This window comes from Roseburia sp. OM02-15, from assembly GCF_003481835.1.
GTDB classification, from domain to species: domain Bacteria; phylum Bacillota; class Clostridia; order Lachnospirales; family Lachnospiraceae; genus Eubacterium_I; species Eubacterium_I ramulus_A.
The window spans coordinates 85,725-104,349 of sequence record NZ_QULX01000002.1 but is presented as its reverse complement, the minus strand read 5'-3'; the positions used below and the strand labels follow the sequence as shown (position 1 = coordinate 104,349).

At 43.3% G+C, this 18,625-nt stretch carries 17 protein-coding genes; 3 read left to right on the top strand and 14 right to left on the bottom strand.

All coding sequences use genetic code 11. The annotated features are described in order from the left end of the window. Nucleotides 1-130 precede the first annotated feature (130 nt). Nucleotides 131-337, bottom strand: a complete 207-nt coding sequence (locus tag DXB15_RS17830) for a hypothetical protein (RefSeq protein ID WP_431733518.1) — start codon at nt 335-337, stop codon at nt 131-133. A 24-nt stretch (nt 338-361) separates the two neighbouring features. Beyond that, on the bottom strand, nt 362-3,745 hold the full coding sequence (locus DXB15_RS02655; protein WP_118702036.1) for a DUF5107 domain-containing protein: 3,384 nt from the start codon (nt 3,743-3,745) through the stop codon (nt 362-364). A gap of 451 nt (nt 3,746-4,196) precedes the next feature. Between DXB15_RS02655 and DXB15_RS02650 the strand changes: the two genes are divergently transcribed. The 3 genes from DXB15_RS02650 (at nt 4,197) to DXB15_RS02640 (ending at nt 6,814) form a co-directional block, all read left to right on the top strand. Continuing rightward, complete coding sequence (locus DXB15_RS02650; protein WP_158582179.1) at nt 4,197-5,042, top strand: helix-turn-helix transcriptional regulator; 846 nt, start codon at nt 4,197-4,199, stop codon at nt 5,040-5,042. 231 nt (nt 5,043-5,273) lie between these two features. Further along, on the top strand, nt 5,274-6,230 hold the full coding sequence (gene bioB / locus DXB15_RS02645) for a biotin synthase BioB (protein ID WP_118701939.1): 957 nt from the start codon (nt 5,274-5,276) through the stop codon (nt 6,228-6,230). 17 nt (nt 6,231-6,247) lie between these two features. Beyond that, nucleotides 6,248-6,814 carry a biotin transporter BioY gene (locus DXB15_RS02640; protein WP_118701938.1) on the top strand — a complete coding sequence of 189 codons (567 nt, stop codon included), beginning with the start codon at nt 6,248-6,250 and terminating at the stop codon, nt 6,812-6,814. 528 nt (nt 6,815-7,342) lie between these two features. On the opposite strand, the gene rny is transcribed toward DXB15_RS02640, so the two are convergent. From rny to spoIIIAC, 12 genes are all read right to left on the bottom strand, one after another. Then, nucleotides 7,343-8,890 (bottom strand): ribonuclease Y, encoded by a 1,548-nt coding sequence (gene rny / locus DXB15_RS02635; protein WP_109215546.1) that lies wholly within the window; start codon nt 8,888-8,890, stop codon nt 7,343-7,345. Between the two features lie 284 nt (nt 8,891-9,174). After that, nucleotides 9,175-9,771: a regulatory protein RecX gene (locus DXB15_RS02630; protein ID WP_109215547.1), complete on the bottom strand. Its 597-nt coding sequence runs from the start codon at nt 9,769-9,771 to the stop codon at nt 9,175-9,177. Then, nucleotides 9,771-10,865, bottom strand: coding sequence for a recombinase RecA (recA, locus tag DXB15_RS02625; RefSeq protein ID WP_330427447.1), 1,095 nt, complete (start codon nt 10,863-10,865; stop codon nt 9,771-9,773). The genes DXB15_RS02630 and recA overlap by 1 nt, the downstream gene beginning before the upstream one ends. Nucleotides 10,866-11,224: 359 nt before the next feature. Further along, a complete protein-coding gene (gene trxA, locus DXB15_RS02620) occupies nt 11,225-11,536 on the bottom strand; it encodes a thioredoxin (RefSeq protein ID WP_109215558.1) in 312 nt (103 codons plus the stop codon). Between the two features lie 109 nt (nt 11,537-11,645). Then, nucleotides 11,646-13,235, bottom strand: coding sequence for a peptide chain release factor 3 (locus DXB15_RS02615; protein ID WP_109215548.1), 1,590 nt, complete (start codon nt 13,233-13,235; stop codon nt 11,646-11,648). Between the two features lie 132 nt (nt 13,236-13,367). Then, the gene (locus DXB15_RS02610) at nt 13,368-14,519 is read right to left on the bottom strand and encodes a phosphopentomutase (protein ID WP_109215559.1); all 1,152 of its coding nucleotides are present in this window, start codon (nt 14,517-14,519) and stop codon (nt 13,368-13,370) included. 139 nt (nt 14,520-14,658) lie between these two features. After that, the gene (locus tag DXB15_RS02605; RefSeq protein WP_109215549.1) at nt 14,659-15,357 is read right to left on the bottom strand and encodes a SpoIIIAH-like family protein; all 699 of its coding nucleotides are present in this window, start codon (nt 15,355-15,357) and stop codon (nt 14,659-14,661) included. Next, the gene (locus DXB15_RS02600) at nt 15,354-15,995 is read right to left on the bottom strand and encodes a stage III sporulation protein AG (protein WP_118701937.1); all 642 of its coding nucleotides are present in this window, start codon (nt 15,993-15,995) and stop codon (nt 15,354-15,356) included. Before DXB15_RS02600 ends, DXB15_RS02605 begins: the two co-directional genes overlap by 4 nt. Next, the gene (locus DXB15_RS02595) at nt 15,995-16,534 is read right to left on the bottom strand and encodes a stage III sporulation protein AF (RefSeq protein WP_147404751.1); all 540 of its coding nucleotides are present in this window, start codon (nt 16,532-16,534) and stop codon (nt 15,995-15,997) included. Before DXB15_RS02595 ends, DXB15_RS02600 begins: the two co-directional genes overlap by 1 nt. Continuing rightward, a complete protein-coding gene (locus DXB15_RS02590) occupies nt 16,492-17,772 on the bottom strand; it encodes a stage III sporulation protein AE (protein ID WP_158582178.1) in 1,281 nt (426 codons plus the stop codon). Before DXB15_RS02590 ends, DXB15_RS02595 begins: the two co-directional genes overlap by 43 nt. A gap of 214 nt (nt 17,773-17,986) precedes the next feature. Continuing rightward, a complete protein-coding gene (locus tag DXB15_RS02585; RefSeq protein ID WP_109215553.1) occupies nt 17,987-18,376 on the bottom strand; it encodes a SpoIIIAC/SpoIIIAD family protein in 390 nt (129 codons plus the stop codon). Nucleotides 18,377-18,405: 29 nt separating this feature from the next. Continuing rightward, complete coding sequence (gene spoIIIAC / locus DXB15_RS02580; protein WP_109215554.1) at nt 18,406-18,600, bottom strand: stage III sporulation protein AC; 195 nt, start codon at nt 18,598-18,600, stop codon at nt 18,406-18,408. Nucleotides 18,601-18,625: the final 25 nt, after the last annotated feature.

Here is an 18,625-nt window from a genome sequence, read left to right as displayed (position 1 = left end):
CTATTATACGGATTTTGATGTAAAAAATAAACAGAATTTCTCATAAAAAAATCGCTGGATATTCTTTTTAAAATATCCAACGATTTTTATTTCTATATTTCTGGAAGTGACAATTCTGTATTACCGTTCCTTACATAACCTTACCATTGACAACACGATAGGTTCTGCCGCCAATTCTCACATTGCCGTTACGTGAAAAGTCTACTTTTCCTCCTCGGATATACCATCTGCCATTTCTGTTGCTTCCGATTCCGGTAAAGCTAAAGTCTACTTTTCCTCCTCGGATGTACCACCAGCCGTTTTCATTTTTCTCTACGCTGTTGCAGTTGAAGTCGATGATTGCTATTATATGTCCGGTTTTTTATGAATCTTTTTCATTTATTTCCTTACACATGCCCCGATACCATCTGCTTTTCTGGTGATTATAATCCAGTGCAATGCACCGGTCAAAATCCTCTTTGGCTGCTTCATATGCTCCTGCACCAAGGTTTGATAAGCCTATCAGATAATAGCAATGTGCCTTGTTTTTCACCGTCAGGTCATCTTCAAAAATCAAGAAATCCGGAAGTGATACCGCGAAAAAGTCATCTTCCACCTGATCGTACAGATGCCGTTCCCCGTAGTCCTGTAATTTGTTCAGGCAGGTATGATACTGCTTCATCTGGTTTAACTTTTTACTTGCCAGTGCCTGATACAGAATCATATCTGCCGGCTGATCATAATAATACATTGCACCCGCCGGTTCATTGTCACCAATCTGTGCCAGTTCAAAATACTTCTGCGCCTCATCCTGTCGATTCAGATGTTCCTGTACCACACCAAGTTCATAATAAATGTCATTATCCTTGGTTCCTTCCAAACGTCCTTCACCCAGATTTTCCGGATATTGCAATGCCTGATTCAGTAACTGCTCCGCACGTTCATAATCATTCTGCTGCATTGCTTCTCTTGCCAGTGCCGTCAGTGCAATCTTATACTGACCAGAAATCCGACCTTCTGCACCTTCCCATGGACGGAAGGAATGACTCATAATCAGATCATAGGCTTTCTGTGGTTCCCCGTTCAGGTTGTAAAGTGTCACCCACTCCAGCATCGCATCATCCCGCTCTCTGATCAGTGCTTCCCGCGCTTCATACTGTTTTAAACGTTCTTCAAACGGCACACCAAGTTTCTTATATAACTGATCCAGCTCCAAAAATACACGGCTGTCTGTTTCGTCCAGCGCAAAAGCCTGCTCCAATTCCTTGCGGGCTGCCTCGGCATTCTGACGTTTGTTATAATATGCAATTGCCAGATTTCGATGTACAGTTGGATAAGATGCATCCAACATGATGGACTGCTCCCAAAGTGTGATTGCACGATCATACTGCAATTTATCATAATACAAGTTACCTAAATAATAGTAGGCTTTTGCTCCTTTTGGATTTGCAACGATTGCCTGCTCTAATACTGCAATGTCCTCCAATTTATTCGGGAAACAGTAATCTGGTGCACACTGTTCTGCTCTTTCATATAATGTATTTATTATATCTTTGCTGTTTTCTGCATTGGCTTTCTGGCACAATTCCATTGCTACTCCATCATTTTCTCTATTGATAGTCATATTTTCTTTAACAAATGCACCTAAATTCTGCTGATAATATGCCTGATAGTAATAAATCATCGGCTGCTGCACAGCGCAACATTTCAATATGCAAATTGCCTCCTCCAGACAACCGTATTCTGCATAATCTCTTGCTGTCTGCAAATATGTCTCATAAAAACCTCTGCTTCGCTCCTGAAATTCATCTGCATCTTTTTCTGCTAAAACATTTTCAAACAGTGTCACATAATCAAAAGCATCTAATTCCAGATTCTCTGCTCTCCACTTTTCTGCTGCTTCCACACGATTTAATTTACGCAGTAATACAGCTTTCAATCCTCTTGCCTTGACATTGTGACTGTTTTTTACCAGACTGAGCTCCACAAGTTCCAATGCATGCTCATATTCATCATCCCCACACGCAATACAAGCCAGATAATAATAGGACATTTCCTGCTGTGCATTTGTCCATGCCGCCTTATAAAAAGCATCATACGCTTCTTCTTTTCTGCCCTGATAAAACAGCACAAGTCCCAGATTATAGTAAGGCTCACTGTCATATGGATTCGGACTCCGCCAGGTTAAACGTTTAATTGCCGCACGAAAATGTTTTTCCGCTTCCGCAAACTGTCCCCGCCGCATCAGAAGCATACCGTAGGCCTGATTGATTCGAATGTCTCCCGGATCCCGTTTCAAGCCTTCCAGATAATATGGATCCGGTCGCCAAGTTGCATGCCGATGCTGCTCAATATGCTGTGCCGTCAAAAGCAGTTCTTCATTTGTCAAAATTTCTTCCGGCTTCTTTGCTGCCTCCGCCGGCTCACCAAGCTTCGGAATCGTTTCCTCTTCCGGCTCGTATGCCACCAGCAGTCTGCCGTGTCCATAAACTGACACTTTCAGTTCCTGTACTTTTTTTGCTGACACCGGAATAATTTCTTCGTAAGTTTCCACAGGAGACAGTTTTGTCTGTCCTCGGAATACTTCTGTCCCATTCTGCTCCAGCACGATTTCCGCATCCGCATATTCTTCTGTTGCGTATACGACGATTTTTGCGCCTTGTGAAGTCAGTTCCAGATTCAAAGCCGCATAAATCGAAGCATTTTTTACCCCTCCCACTTTTTTATACGGCATAAAATACTGGGTAAATACTTTTTCCTCAAACGGTTTCAACCAACTGAAATCCGGCTGATTTTCTGTGTATACACCAGTCATCAGTTCGATGTACGGACCATCTTCATCCGTCAGATTGCGATCCCAGGCTTTTCCGAACTCGCCACATCCCCAGGTCCACTGCTTTTTGCCCGGTGAAAAATGATGATCTGCTACATGGAGCAGTCCGGCTTCTTTTTTATAATCGTAACCGCCCACAAAATCATATTTTGACGTTTCCGCCATGTAAGAGGTCGGAACCGGAATATTTTTGTATCTGGAAATGTCAACCCCTTCGCTGTAATCGTGTTTATAATATTCTCCTTTTGCAATCGGAAATCTTGAAACTGCGCGTTTTCCATGATCGTACACGGTATGTACATCTGGTGGAAAAATCGACTGCGTATATTCATTGACGGAAACCGCTGGATTTGCCCACCACAAAAATGTCTGCGGAAGCGGTGTCCGGTTGTAAAGCTGTCCCCGGATTTCGATATAAGCTTTTCCCGGATACAAGGTAAAGGAAGTCATTACTTTTGTGCCGTACATCTGATCCACATCTCCCACCAGCAGTGTCACACTGCCATCCTCATGGGTTTCTGCCAGATGATCCACCGGCATGTATGTCGTTGGACGGTGATGCTGCGGCCAGTTAAATTCGATACCACCGGAAATCCACGGACCGGCAAGTCCCACCAGCGCCGGTTTGATCACATGGTTATAATATACAAAATCATAATCATTCGTTTTGTCGTATGCGCGCTGGATTCGTCCACCAAGTTCCGGCAAGATCATAACCTTCAGATATTCATTTTCCAGATATACTGCATGCCAGATCTTGTCTTTCTTTTCATGACTGATTTTTTCTGTGGTCGGATACGGATATACTTTTCCTGAACTTCCCTGATATACTCGTTTTTCCAGAAACATCGGATTTTTGTCCGGTGCACCGATCTCATAAGTTGGAATCACTACATCTTCTTCCCAGATTTTTGCATATTTTGCTGTTTCCATATTTTCCCATCCTTTCTGATTACTTCTCCTGTTATCGTTTCTGTGTAAGCTCACTTTTTTGCCCTTTTTGATTATCTGTCCCATAATTCTCAGCTTTTTGTTGTAAGCAAATTTTAAAAGTGCATTTCTAATATTCATCTAATCATTATCAATTTCTTGCTCTCATTATATTCCATACAGTTCCCGTTTTCATTCGATTTAATTGCTGTTCCATTGTAAAAAATTGCTTTTGACAGAAGCTGATAAAACACGTATACTTACAGTAATTACTAAAATTGTAAATTGAACACATGAGATTGTTAATATGCAATTCTTATCAGCAGATACTTATATATTGTTTTTAGAATTGCTACACCCTACAAACAAATTCAAGCAAAACAAAACCATTTGCAACAATATTTTTTGCAAAGCGTTTTACAATTTTCTAAATTTCAATACTCGGGAGGTCCCTATGATATCTTACGAAACGCACGTTCTGCCAAATTCCGATTACTACGTATACACCCCAAGCACCCTGGCAAAAAAACTGTTTTTCTATCCAATCTGTACCGGATCATTCCGTTACGAAAGTGGCTACCGACTGGCGCGGGATTCTTACGATAGCTTTCTGCTGATGTATATTTTAAAGGGAACCTGTTTTGTAACGGTGGATGATCAGACAATGCAGGCCACGGCAGGTCAGCTTATCCTTCTGGATTGCTATGCGCCACATGTCTACGGTACAGATTCCGGTTTTGAAGCTCTCTGGCTGCACTTTGACGGTCCGATAGCGCGCAATTTTTACGAAACAATTGTGCCCGAAAAAGGATCTCTGCTCTATCCAGCGCACCCGGATGCCATTTACAGATTCCTCTATAATATCTACGATACTTTCCGCAGCCGTGCACCAATTGCAGAAGATCAAATTTCCGGCACGATCACAAATATCCTGACGGATTTGTTAACTGCTGAAACGACACAGCATGCAACCCGCAAAACTCAAACCGATATATCAGATGCCATCTCGCACATTAACAAATATTTTTATAAATCCATTACCCTTCAGGAATTAGCGGATATTGCAGCATTGAGTCCATACTATTTTTCCCGGGTATTTGCCAGAGAAACAGGCATGACTCCACACAAATATCTCATTACTACCCGCATGGCAAATGCAAAATTTTTACTGAAAACAAGTCAGATGTCGGTGAAAGAAATTGCAATTCGTTCCGGTTTTTCTGATGAGAGCGGATTTTGTACTGCTTTTAAGAAACAGGAAGGCATGACACCAAATGAATATCGCAATACTGTTTGTTAACATTTCTTGCTATTATCTTTTCTAATGTTAACCTGAAATTATTTTATAGGTTGACAATTAACTTTATTCTGATTATACTAAGCAACAGAATCATATATTTCAAAGGAAAACACTGGCAATGCTGACGGATCATATGATTCCGAAAATGATTTTATTCTCACATCGCCCTGCAAATTTCATTTGAAATGACATTCTGAACACGATTCTATATGCAAGAATGGAGAATTGATTATGAATATCACTGAACTTACCAAAGAAATTATAAACGGACGCCGCCTGACCCGCGATGACGATCTGTCTTTTTTTGAAACTGCAGATCTGGAAGAACTGGCAGCCGGCGCAAATGAAATCCGACAGGCATTATGTGGAAACGCCGTAGATCTGTGTACCATCATCAACGGTCGTGCCGGAAAATGTTCGGAAAACTGCAAATTCTGTGCGCAGTCATCCTTTCACCACACTTCCTGTGAGACTTATGGCATGTTAGACACCGATGTCGTCCTCGCGGACTGCCGCGCAAGAGAAGCTGCCGGCGTACATGCATACTCCATCGTTACTGCCGGAAGAACTGTGGAAGGCGAAGATCTGGAAAAACTGATCCACACCTATGAAGAATTACGTAAAAACAGTAAACTTCGTCTGTGTGCTTCCCATGGATTGCTGTCACCGGAAGCATTTTTCTGTCTGAGAGATGCAGGTGTCACCATGTATCATACAAACATCGAAACATCCAGACGCAATTTTCCAAATATTTGTACCACACATACTTACGACGATAAAATCCATGAGATCAAACTGGCACAGGCAGCAGGACTGGCAGTCTGTTCCGGCGGCATTATCGGCATGGGTGAAACATTTGCTGACCGTTTGGATATGGCAGTATCTTTATCAGAGCTTGGCATTGTATCCATCCCGATCAATGCATTGATTCCGGTTCCGGGAACTCCGTTTGCTGAGCTTCCACCACTGACCGAAGATGACATTATCCGTGCGGTTGCAATGTTCCGCTACCTGAATCCGGATGCATATATCCGAATGGCAGCAGGACGCAGTTACTTCAAAGACGGTGGACGCCGGTTGTTTGAAGCAGGTGTCAACGCCACCATCACCGGTGACATGCTTACCACTGTCGGAAATAACACGAAGCAGGATCAGGAAATGCTTACCGATATGGGATTTCAGATATAAGAAATGGAGAATGATTTATGAACAACACAGCAGCGAAAACAAACTCAAAATTTACGATTCAACAGATTGCTATGATTGCAGTCATGACCGCAGTAACTTGTGTACTGGCACCACTTTCTATTCCAATTGGTCCGGTGCCGATTTCACTTACCAACCTTGTCATTTATTTTTCACTGTTCATTCTGGGAACGAAAAAAGGAACCATCAGCTACCTGATCTATCTTCTGATCGGTCTGGTTGGAATCCCGGTATTTTCCAGCTTTACCAGCGGTCCTGGCAAACTCTTTGGACCAACCGGTGGTTACCTGATCGGATTTATCCCGCTGGCACTGATCGCAGGCTTCTTTATCGATCATTTTCGTAACAAAAAAGCTCTCTGCTTCCTTGGCATGATCCTTGGAACTGCTGTATGCTATGCACTTGGAACCGCTTGGCTTGCTGTTCAGGCACATATGGGATTCCAGGCAGCACTTATGGCAGGTGTTATTCCGTTCCTGCCGGGTGATTTTATTAAAATGATCCTTGCACTGCTGATTGCACCACAGATCCGCAAACAGTTGGATGCAGCGGGACTGGCACGTTAATAAACTGCCAGATGCTATATTAGATTTGTGATCAAATTCCACTGCTAATATAAATTTGTTATATATCTGATGTAAGTTATCTATTTTTGACTCATACACCTTAATATTTCATACCAAAAAGAAGATCTCACGATGCTTGTATTCCTGCTCACCCAGACAGGATTCTAGCAATTACGTGAGATCTTCTTTTTTATTCAAATCTATTATTTTTTACTCAATTACCAAAAACGGAAATACTTTTTCTATTTACTTCACCAACAATAATAGTACATAATCAGCCGCATCTTCTATACAATCAGATTAACTGATTCATGCTTTTTTAATTCATCTCAGTCGGAGATTGTACTCCCACTGAGAAAGACTTGTTATTACTCACCACTTGCAGAAGTGGGAGTCTTCTCGACTGAGATAACCGCCAAAAACATCTTATTTTGCGCGCAAAAAAGACCTGCAAATCTTCTTTCGAAGACTTACAGGTCTTTAAACTCATTTTCATCATACGAACTGTCTGATTATGGTCTATGATACTTATTTTGCGTAATCTGTTACTCGGCTTTCACGAATAACATTTACCTTAATCTGACCCGGATATTCCAATTCAGCTTCAATCTGTTTTGAAACGTCTCTAGCCAGAAGTACCATATCTGCATCACTGATCTGCTCAGGTACAACCATAATACGAACTTCTCTGCCCGCCTGAACTGCAAAAGATTTGTCTACTCCCTTGAAACTGTTTGTGATATCTTCCAGTTTCTTTAATCTGTTTGAATATGTTTCCAGTGTCTCTCTACGTGCACCCGGTCTTGCTGCGGAAATCGTATCTGCAGCCTGTACCAGACATGCGATCAAGCTCTCCGGCTCAACATCGCCATGATGAGCTTCTACTGCATTGATAACGGTAGGGGACTCTTTGAACTTTCTACAAAGCTCAACGCCCAACTGGATGTGAGAACCTTCCATCTCGTGGTCAACAGATTTACCGATATCATGCAGAAGACCTGCACGTCTGGCAACTCTGACATCCACACCGATCTCTGCAGCAAGCAGTCCACTTAACTGTGCTACTTCGATGGAATGTTTTAATGCATTCTGACCATAGCTGGTACGGAATTTCATACGTCCAAGGAGACGTACCAGTTCCGGATGAATGCCATGTACACCTACTTCAAGTGTAGCGGCCTCACCTTCCTCACGGATCATACTCTCTACTTCTTTCTGTGCTTTCTCTACCATCTCTTCGATTCTGGCCGGATGGATACGTCCATCTACGATCAGCTTCTCAAGAGCGATACGTGCCACCTCACGACGGATTGGATCGAAACCGGACAGGATAACTGCTTCCGGTGTATCATCGATGATCAGATCTACACCTGTCATAGTCTCAAGAGTACGGATGTTACGTCCCTCACGACCAATGATACGTCCTTTCATCTCATCATTTGGAAGCTGCACAACAGAAATTGTAGTTTCGGCAACATGATCGGCTGCGCATTTCTGAATCGCATTTACTACGTATTCTTTTGCTTTCTTTCCAGCCTCTTCCTTTGCCTGATGCTCCATTTCCTTGATCAACTTTGCAGTATCCAGTTTCACATCTTCTTCAACTGTTTTCAGGAGATATTCTTTTGCCTGTTCAGAGGTGAGTCCTGAAATTCGCTCCAGTTCCTGTATGCGTTCTTCATTCAGCTTGGCAACTTCTGCTTTCTGTCGCTTAATCTCTTCTTCTTTTACCGCAAAGCTCTGCTCACGTCGCTCGATAGCTTCCAGTTTTTTATCCAGATTAGCCTCTTTCTGTTCTACACGACGCTCATTACGCTGAATCTCAGATCTGCGGTCTTTAATCTCTTTGTCAAGTTCGTTCTTTGTCTTGATGGACTCTTCCTTGACTTCAAGTAAAGCCTCACGTTTCTTCGTCTCAGCAGATTTCACAGCTTCATCAATAATTGCTCTCGCACGATCCTCTGCACTTCCGATTTTCTCATCAGAGACTTTCTTGAAATGTGCATTAGATGCTACGTAAGTAAGCAAGATTGCAACTACAGCAGTAATTACCACCGCAATGATAATCTGCGCCACAGGAGCACCTCCTTATTTAATTTTCATTGTACATATAACAATTTATATCTGGTATTATGTCATAAATTACAACTATTAAATTTTATACTTTTTTGTGCTTTCTGTCAAGCAAATAATACTAACCAGGGCACTAAACTGTATACAATCCATAACCGTTTCGACACAAAAATCCTTTTCATTTCAGGTAAATAATTCACCCAAAAGCACTTATATACACCGATATACGTAAATTTCCGACTTTGTCCATTATAAAGTAACAAAATCCGCAAACTTCCCTCATTCGATCAGATCCCCATTCGATGCCGGATAGTCTCAGGCCGAAAACCTCTGCGCATCAGATACTGATAAATCCGCTGTTTTTCTTTCTGATCCATCGTTTCCGCATCATAATGCTTCTTTTCCAGCAAACGGTCGATCAGCTGTTCTTCCTCGCCGGAATATTCGTCTTCCAGCGCCTGTTCGATCAGATCTGACGCGACACCGCGCTCATACAGCTTCATTTTTAACTGCAGCCGGCTCTTCTCCGTCTGATGATATCGGATGTATGTACAGGCATAACGATAATCATCTACATAATGGAAAGACTTCACATAATCAATGGCACACTGCACGATTTCCTCCGGATAACCGTTCTCCTGCAACTTCTGACGCAGTTGATACTCCGTCCGTTCCATTCTCTGCAAAATATACAGAGCTCGGCGCTTTGCACGTTTTTCCAAAATCTCCGTACAGATTTCATTCCATTCCTGGTCAGACAGCGTGCCTCCCTCTGTCATGCGATATTTTGCCGCTTCTTTTTCATAAATGGGAAAGGAAAGCCCTCCCTCCAGTCGAATGGTAAGCTTTCCTTTTTTCCCTCTGATAATCTCCTGTATCTGCATTATTCTGCGTCAGTCTGTGCAGCAGCTTCCACAGAAGCATCTGCACCGGCTCCTTCTGCCGTTTCTTCGCCTTCACCATCCAGATGATAGTACGCACGTACTTTTGCTTCGATTTCCTGGCAGATCTCCGGATTCTCTTTCAGGAATTTCTTGGCGTTCTCACGTCCCTGGCCGATTTTCTCGCCGTTGTATGCATACCATGCACCTGATTTATTGACCACGTCTGTATTTGCCGCCAGATCAAGGATATCGCCCTCTCTGGAGATTCCCTGTCCGAATACGATATCAAACTCAGCCTCTTTGAATGGCGGAGCAATCTTATTCTTAACAACTTTGATACGTGTATGGTTTCCAAGAATCTCACCAGCCTGTTTTAAAGCCTCTACGCGACGTACATCCAGACGGATGGATGAATAGAATTTCAACGCACGTCCACCGGTTGTTACCTCTGGATTTCCGAACATAACACCAACCTTCTCACGCAACTGGTTGATAAAAATAACGATACAGTTTGATTTGCTGATTACAGCCGTCAGTTTACGCAGAGCCTGTGACATCAGACGTGCCTGCAGACCTACGTGTGAATCACCCATATCACCCTCGATTTCTGCCTTTGGAACCAATGCCGCAACAGAGTCCACGATCACGATATCCACTGCACCAGAACGAACCATAGTCTCTGTGATCTCAAGAGCCTGCTCACCGTTATCCGGCTGGGAAATATAAAGATTATCAATGTCTACACCGATATTCTTCGCATAAGCCGGATCAAGGGCATGCTCTGCATCAATAAATCCTGCGATACCTCCGCGTTTCTGTACCTCAGCTACCATATGTAACGCTACGGTAGTCTTACCACTGGATTCCGGTCCGTACACCTCAATGATACGTCCTCTTGGCACACCGCCAAGTCCCAGCGCGATATCAAGGCTTAAGCATCCGGTCGGAACAGTCTCCACATTCATATGTACGCTCGGATCTCCCAGTTTCATAACAGATCCTTTACCATACTGCTTCTCAATATGCGCGATTGCTTCGTCCAGCGCTTTTAATTTTGCTTCTTTCTGAACTTCCATTTTATCATTTTTTGCCATACTTTCGTTTCTCTCCTTATCTGAACAGCCTGCGTTCCTGTTACATTTCTTCCAAAAATTTGTCATCAGCTGCAAATAATCGTTCCTGACTGATCATCCATCACACTCATACTTACATCTGCTCATGAACATTGCTCGCATTCATTTCCTGTCTATTTTTATTCAAAAGTGAACATTTGTTCGCGTCTGTTCCTATCATATTATAAATACCTTCAAAAGTCAATCCCGATTATAACATTCTGCCGGGTTCCTGTCACTTAGAAAAAATCGGCCTTTTACTATCTCTGTTTTTTATATTATGTATAACGAAAAACTGTCCGGCATAACACCGGACAGCAATTTTTTTCAATGTATTTTTCCTATGCAAGTGCTTTCTGCAGTTCATCCTCAGTCTGTAATCCAACCGCGCGGTAAGCAACCTCACCGTTTTTGATCACAAGGATGGTCGGGATGCTTGCTACCTCAAACTCACGCGCAAGTTCCATCTGCTCGTCCACGTTTACTTTGCCAAATACTGCAGTATCTGCATTTTTCTCAGCAAATGTGTGGAAGATCGGAGCCTGCATCTGGCATGGTCCACACCAGGTTGCCCAGAAATCAAGCATTACCGGTTTCTCACTGTTTAATACTTTCTCGTCAAAATTTTCAACTGTAACTTCCAGAATTTCCATTTTATTTTCCTCCGTAAACAAAGCAGTATTTCCATATACAAAAAGCATATCATTACTGCAAAACCACTTCCGGTTCACAACATTTTATCTATGCATTTCCGAAAGCAAATTAATTAGTACCAAACTCAGACAGAACCAGACCTTCGTTTCGATCCAGTGTCATGCCAACACTCCATGCATTTACAAAGAGTAATAATGGATTGCCCTTCAGATCTTTGATCTTCTTCATATCAGAAGTACCACTTAAGTGATCCAGGTCAATATCCTTATTTTCAATCCAGCGAATGTGCTCATACGGCAGATTCTCCAGACGAATCTCTACATTATATTCATTTTCCAGACGGAACTTCAATACATCAAACTGCAGGACACCGACAACGCCGACGATGATCTCCTCCATACCGGTATTGTACTCCTGGAAAATCTGAATCGCACCTTCCTGCGCGATCTGGGAAATACCTTTGACGAACTGTTTACGTTTCATGGTATCTAACTGACGCACTCTTGCGAAATGCTCCGGCGCGAAAGTCGGGATTCCCTCAAAAGCGAATTTATCTTTTGCAGTGGTCAGTGTATCTCCGATAGAGAAAATACCCGGATCGAACACTCCGATAATATCTCCGGCATACGCTTCCTCTACGATTTTACGCTCCTGCGCCATCAGCTGCTGCGGCTGGGAAAGTTTCAACTGCTTGTTGCCCTGCACATGGAATACTTCCATGCCTGCCTTAAACTGTCCGGAACAGATACGCATGAATGCGATTCTGTCACGGTGCGCTTTGTTCATATTTGCCTGAATTTTAAATACAAACGCACTGAAATCTTCGGAAAACGGATCTATCTCGCCTTTGTTTGACATTCTCGGCAATGGTGAAGTGGTCATCTGCAGGAAATGCTGCAAAAATGTCTCCACACCAAAGTTGGTCAGCGCAGATCCGAAAAATACCGGTGACAGCTGTCCTTTGGATACCAGATCCATGTCAAACTCAGCGCTGGCGCCATCTAACAGCTCGATTTCTTCCTCTAACTGTTCTTTATAGTCTTCCCCGATTTCTGCCAGCAATTCCTCAGAATCCAGATCAAACTCTTTTTCCTCGCCCTCTTTGGTTCCTTTTAATGTATCAGAGAATGTCATAACTTTCTTTGTATTTCGATCATAGACACCTTTGAAATTTTTACCGGAACCGATCGGCCAGTTGATCGGGCAGGTTGCAATTCCAAGCTCTTTCTCTATCTCATCTAACAAATCAAAGGGATCGTTGGAATCTCTATCCATCTTATTAATAAATGTAAAAATCGGGATATGGCGCATCACGCATACTTTAAACAGCTTACGTGTCTGAGCCTCTACACCTTTGGAACCATCAATAACCATAACCGCCGAATCTGCTGCCATCAGGGTACGGTAAGTATCCTCGGAGAAGTCCTGATGTCCCGGTGTATCCAGAATGTTGATGCAAAATCCGTCATACTCAAACTGCAGTACAGATGATGTAACGGAAATACCTCTCTGTTTCTCAATTTCCATCCAGTCGGAAACTGCATGGCGCGCGGTTGCTTTTCCCTTTACGGAACCTGCAAGGTTGATCGCACCTCCGTATAACAGAAATTTCTCTGTCAGTGTTGTCTTTCCGGCATCCGGATGGGAAATAATCGCGAATGTCCTTCTTTTTTCTATTTCTTTGTGTAAATCAGCCAAATTTAGCCCTCCAACTTGTGTTTATCTTATCTTTCATAGCAAGATTTTTAAATGCATTATTTCTAATCGATACTCAATCTTATCTATTGTAATAAAGGGAAAAACATCTGTCAAGAGCCAACCGAATGGCTTTTACAACATACTTTCTCCCGCAATATTCCATGACAGTCCAAAATAATCCAGCACGGTTGCTCCGATATCAGAAAAACTGCCTCGGGTTCCCATATTTTTACCATGTGGCAGATTTTTTCCATACATTATAAATGGAGTGTACTCTCTGGAATGGTCAGTGGAAGGTGTTCCCGGATCGCAGCCGTGATCCGCTGTGATCATCAGCACATCCTCCGGCTCCATGGCAGACAAAATTTTCGGAAGCTGCTGGTCAAAATAGGTCAGCGCCTTTGCATAACCAGACACATCATTTCGATGTCCATAGAGCATATCAAAATCCACCAGATTTACAAAGCATAATCCGTTAAAATCGCGTTCCATATACTCTAATGTCTTTTCAATGCCATCTGCATTATCCTGCGTCCGCACAAACTCTGTAATGCCTTTTCCGGCAAAAATATCATTAATCTTGCCAACACCGATCACATCATACTCTGCCTCTTTTAAAACATCCAGCATCGTATCCTGCGGCGGTTCCAGTGAAAAATCATGCCGTCTGGACGTTCTTGTATAGTTTCCGGAAGTACCGATAAACGGCCGTGCAATGACTCTGCCTACTCCCAGATCTCCCTGCAGCATCTGACGCGCGATCTCGCAGTCACGGTACAGTTCTTCCACCGGAACTACATCTTCATGCGCTGCAATCTGGAACACAGAATCAGCGGATGTATAAACGATCAGCGCACCTGTTTTCCTATGCTCATCGCCATAATCCTGAATGACCTGTGTGCCGGAATACGGTTTGTTGCACAGCACTTTGCGTCCAACAGCCTTTGAAAATTCATCCAGCATTTCCTGTGGAAATCCATTCGGGAAAGTCGGCATCGGCTTTTTGGAAATCAATCCGGCAATCTCCCAATGTCCGGTAGTCGTATCCTTACCTGCTGATTGCTCTGTCATCCTTGCAAATACACCTTCCGGTGCTGCATACGGTGTTTTCGCCGTCACACCATCAATATTGAATAATCCCAGTTTTTCCATATTCGGCATGGAAAATTCCGGGCTCTTTGCCACGGTTCCAAGGGTGTTGCTGCCTTCATCGCCATACTTTGCCGCATCCGGCATCTCACCAATACCAAAACTGTCCAGAACAATTAAAAATACACGTTTCATCTGCTGTTCCTCCTTGTCTGCGTTTTTTATCCTGTTACCCGAAAAAATCTGTTTTTCTTCGAATATCCATTTGTCTACAGTATAGCACATTCTCCTATTTTCTGTTCATCAATCACTCTCATTAAAGCAATTTTTTATATCACTGGCTCAATGGCGTGATCACGATATTTTCCGCTGAGATTCCGGTTTTTCTTTTTACAATGTCTTCCACCTGCGCCCGTTTCGCATCCGTGACATCTCCCATATTCAACACCACATCCGCTTCATTATCCGTAATGCTGACTACTACGTCCGAAAATCCCTTTGCTTCCAGCAAAATTTCTGCCGCATTTTCCCGTTCTGCCACATCCGTCATTTGAATCATAGAATCAATAGCATCCTGTTTCTGTGCCTCTGCAATGGAAGTATTATTGATAATCTCCAGTAATGTTTCTTTATTTTTGGAACGCACCTGCTCCCGATCCAGTTTCACATCTGCTGCAAACGCCAGTCCCTGTGCGTCTGCGGAAGTCTGTACTGTTTCCCCTGGGTTCTGCACATCTTCGGGATTCCCCTGATCCGTATCGTTTTGCGTGCTCTGATTCGCCTGATCTGATCCATCTTCTGACTGTGCATCTGCCGCACTGGCAGCCTGGGTATTATCCTCCGTATCCGTAAAAATCTCTCCAATCTGATCACCCTCAGAAATATCATATGTATTGTCCACATTGTCACCTGCGGTCTGAATCGCTTCATTTTCCGCCACGTTTGTCTTCGTATAGCTGATGTAGCCTGCCACAGCGATCATCAGAGCCAGTGCGGTAATAATAATCTGATTTTTCCGAAATATCTTTTTCAATTGGAATCTCCCTTCGTTTTCATTTTAACTATCTTTATTTTATGTGCATCCAGTCCAAATAATGCCTCCACCGCCTCAGAAATATTTTTTCTGACGCTTGCATCCGCACCTCCCTCTGCCACGATCAAAACTCCATCAATCTTCGGCAATATTTCTTTATTTACAAATGGTGTTTCATCCCCGTCTGATTGTGAAAAAACAGTCGATTCACTACTTTCCCGACTGCCGGATTTTTCCACCCCTGATGTTCCTGCGCTTCCCGTTGTTCCACCAGAAGAATTCTGCCCGGAACTCCCCGTGCCAGCATCCTGCCGCATTGTCACATCCTTTTCCACCACAGACTCTCCCTGATCCTGAAACGTGATCATCACCTGCACATTTCCGACACCTTCCATCCCCTCTAAAATCTGCGCCAGACGTGTTTCCAGTGTTTTCTCATAATCGGATTCCCCCGATCCGGTTCCATTTGTCTGCACAATTTCTGTTTGTGCATTTTGCTGCTTTACAGTTTTCGAACTGCTCTTTCCAGTGGGCATGGCAACAACCAAAAGCAGCACCCCTGCCAGAAATAAGATCAGCCACTGATCCTTTTTCATCTTTTTCCATTTTTTCTCCCGCAGGAACTCTTTCAGATCCATTATGCCTCATACACCTCCACCTGATCCGCAAATATGCCACACGCCTGCGCCGTCTCCTCCTGCATACGCTGCCTGCTCTGTTCACTAGTAACCGCCGTCCACACTTTTACCTGAAGAATCGAACCGTCATCCTCTGACAAATTTACCTCAACCTGCTGCACCGGACAGCCATTCATCTCCCCCAGTTTTTCTATCATCTGCGCCACCGCATCCTTCGTTTGTACCTCATAATAAGCCTGCTGCTGCCGTTCCATATAAGAGAAATCAAGCTGACCGCTCTGTAACACATCCTCCTGTAAAAGTTCCCGCTCTAATGTCTGCTCCCAGTTTTTCTGCCCCAAAATCGAAAAAAGCGGACTCACAATAGTAAGTACAAACACCATTCCCGCAAAAAAGCGCACATATTTCCGATACGTTCCGTTAGGAAGCACCTGCAGCAAAATTGTCAGGAAAATCCCCAGAAAGATCATTCGTTTTACCCATTCCAATAACTCTGTCATACCGTCGCCGTCACCACCACCGCTATCGTAATCATGCACAATAAAATTCCTGTTCCCAATGCGCGAAACAGCAATAATGCGCCATCTCCCACACAGTCAATACATCCACAGATCCGTTTATCCGAAAACGGTTCCGCAAGTGCGCCCGCCATCTTATAGAACACCGAAAATATCAGCATTTTTAGCAGTGGTCCAATCGCCAGACACAATAACACAATCATCGCCGCTGTTCCGATTCCGTTTCGTATTACTGCCGCGGAGCCAAAAAAAATATTTCCAACTGCCTGCGCTGTATTTCCCAGTCCCGGTATCATGCTGATGGTCTGCGTCACAGACATTTTTTTCAGATTGTCCACAGACGGAGCGATCATCCGCTCGATCACATTCATGCCGGTCACTCCCGCCAGCAACAGACGCATCACCCAAATCAATCCCCGCTTCAATAACGCCGTCATTCGTGAAATCAGCTTTCCCGCCGTCATACAGTTCAACATCTGTAACACCACATACACATGAATCGCCGGGATCACCACATACAACAGCACACGCTCGATCAAATAAATCACAATCAGAGATAACTGATAAAACCCTACCGCTGCCACTTGCTGACTGCAAAACACCATCGTCATGCAAAATGCTGGAAGCAATGCTTCCATAAAACTGATCACCTGATCCAGTACGCCCTCCAAAATGCCATGAATCAGCAGATACGACCGCAGCAGCAATCCCATTAACAGCAAAAAATACAGATAAAATCCCGTTTTTGAAATCTGACTGTTCTCAAATACATTGATAAAATTCTGCAAAAACGCACAGGCCGCCGTCAGAAGCAAAATCTGAACAAACACCTGTCTACCTTCTTCCACATCTCCAAATGCACTGCGTAAAATCTGACGAAACAGTTCCTGCTTGTCTGTATTTGCATCTGCCAGCATCAGGCTTTTCACAAGTTCCCGGAAATATATATTTTCTGTGCCGGTATTCTCCTGCAACACATCCTGAATATCCGATAAAGGTAAATCAGATAATAAATCCTGCTGCATGCTATCGCTGTCCGATGTTCCTACATCATCAGTTCCTGCTTTATAGGAAATCTTATCAATTTGTACCTTTGGTACTTTTGCAAGATAACTATCATTTTTGTGAATGATTTGGGCATTCTCTATGTCCACAGGATTTGCTTCCGCCGCCTGCACCGGTTTCGCCCCAATACTTCCCCCAACAAGCAAAACACTCAACAGTACAACGTGTATCAAAAGCAATCGCATTTTCTCCATTCGCCGTTCTCTTTGATCTATCGCATCGACATTCTTTTTTTCAATTTTATATATCCCCACAGCACACTTATTTTTCATTCCATCCATGCCCATCTATCGTTCTATATCTTCTCCCAACATTGCCTATATTATTTCAAATACTTTTCATCTCACTTAATCTCAATCCTTCCAAAATCTATCATGCCTCAATAATCTTTCATTTTCTTCCACACTTTTACGCTCCCAACAGTCCCTCAATTGTTTCCAACAGTGTCAGTAACACTGGCACGCTTACCGCCATAATTGAGAACTTCGCAAACATTTCAATCTGACTTCCAATTGCAGAAAATCCAGCATCTTTGCAAATACCAGAAGCGAACTCTGCCACATAAGTAATCCCCATCAGCTTCACCAGAATTTTCAGCATCGCTGCATCAATCCCGGTATACTGTTCTATCTTCTGAATCGTTTCCATTACCACCTGCAGCCGGTTCATACTGAAAATCAGGATCAGAATAACAGCGGCCAGACTCAGATACAGAGCATATTCACTTTTCTGCTGTTTCAACAGCAATGCAAGAACTACCGCTCCAATACCAAGCATCGAAATCTGAATGATTCCCACCGTATGCTCCCTTCCTTCTCAATCTTGTTTTATAATGAAAATAAATTTTTAATCTTATCAAACAGGTCATAAATATAGGGTACAATCCAAAACAATACAATCACCAATCCCGTCAGACTGACCAGAAATGCGTGTTCCTCTCTGCCGCTGTGTTTTAAAACCTGTCCAATCACCGTAACCAGAATCCCCACCGCCGCTATTTTAAACAACAAATTGACATCCATACATGTCCTCCTGTAACCTCATCCA

What these genes read in the sequence shown, in the direction of transcription:
- DXB15_RS02655 (WP_118702036.1), bottom strand. Translation starts at nt 3,745, where the DNA reads ATGGAAACAGCAAAATATGCAAAAATCTGGGAAGAAGATGTAGTGATT.
- DXB15_RS02650 (WP_158582179.1), top strand. Translation starts at nt 4,197, where the DNA reads ATGATATCTTACGAAACGCACGTTCTGCCAAATTCCGATTACTACGTA.
- bioB (WP_118701939.1), top strand. Translation starts at nt 5,274, where the DNA reads ATGAATATCACTGAACTTACCAAAGAAATTATAAACGGACGCCGCCTG.
- DXB15_RS02640 (WP_118701938.1), top strand. Translation starts at nt 6,248, where the DNA reads ATGAACAACACAGCAGCGAAAACAAACTCAAAATTTACGATTCAACAG.
- DXB15_RS02630 (WP_109215547.1), bottom strand. Translation starts at nt 9,771, where the DNA reads ATGCAGATACAGGAGATTATCAGAGGGAAAAAAGGAAAGCTTACCATT.
- recA (WP_330427447.1), bottom strand. Translation starts at nt 10,865, where the DNA reads ATGGCAAAAAATGATAAAATGGAAGTTCAGAAAGAAGCAAAATTAAAA.
- trxA (WP_109215558.1), bottom strand. Translation starts at nt 11,536, where the DNA reads ATGGAAATTCTGGAAGTTACAGTTGAAAATTTTGACGAGAAAGTATTA.
- DXB15_RS02610 (WP_109215559.1), bottom strand. Translation starts at nt 14,519, where the DNA reads ATGAAACGTGTATTTTTAATTGTTCTGGACAGTTTTGGTATTGGTGAG.
- DXB15_RS02600 (WP_118701937.1), bottom strand. Translation starts at nt 15,995, where the DNA reads ATGGATCTGAAAGAGTTCCTGCGGGAGAAAAAATGGAAAAAGATGAAA.
- DXB15_RS02590 (WP_158582178.1), bottom strand. Translation starts at nt 17,772, where the DNA reads ATGGAGAAAATGCGATTGCTTTTGATACACGTTGTACTGTTGAGTGTT.
- spoIIIAC (WP_109215554.1), bottom strand. Translation starts at nt 18,600, where the DNA reads ATGGATGTCAATTTGTTGTTTAAAATAGCGGCGGTGGGGATTCTGGTT.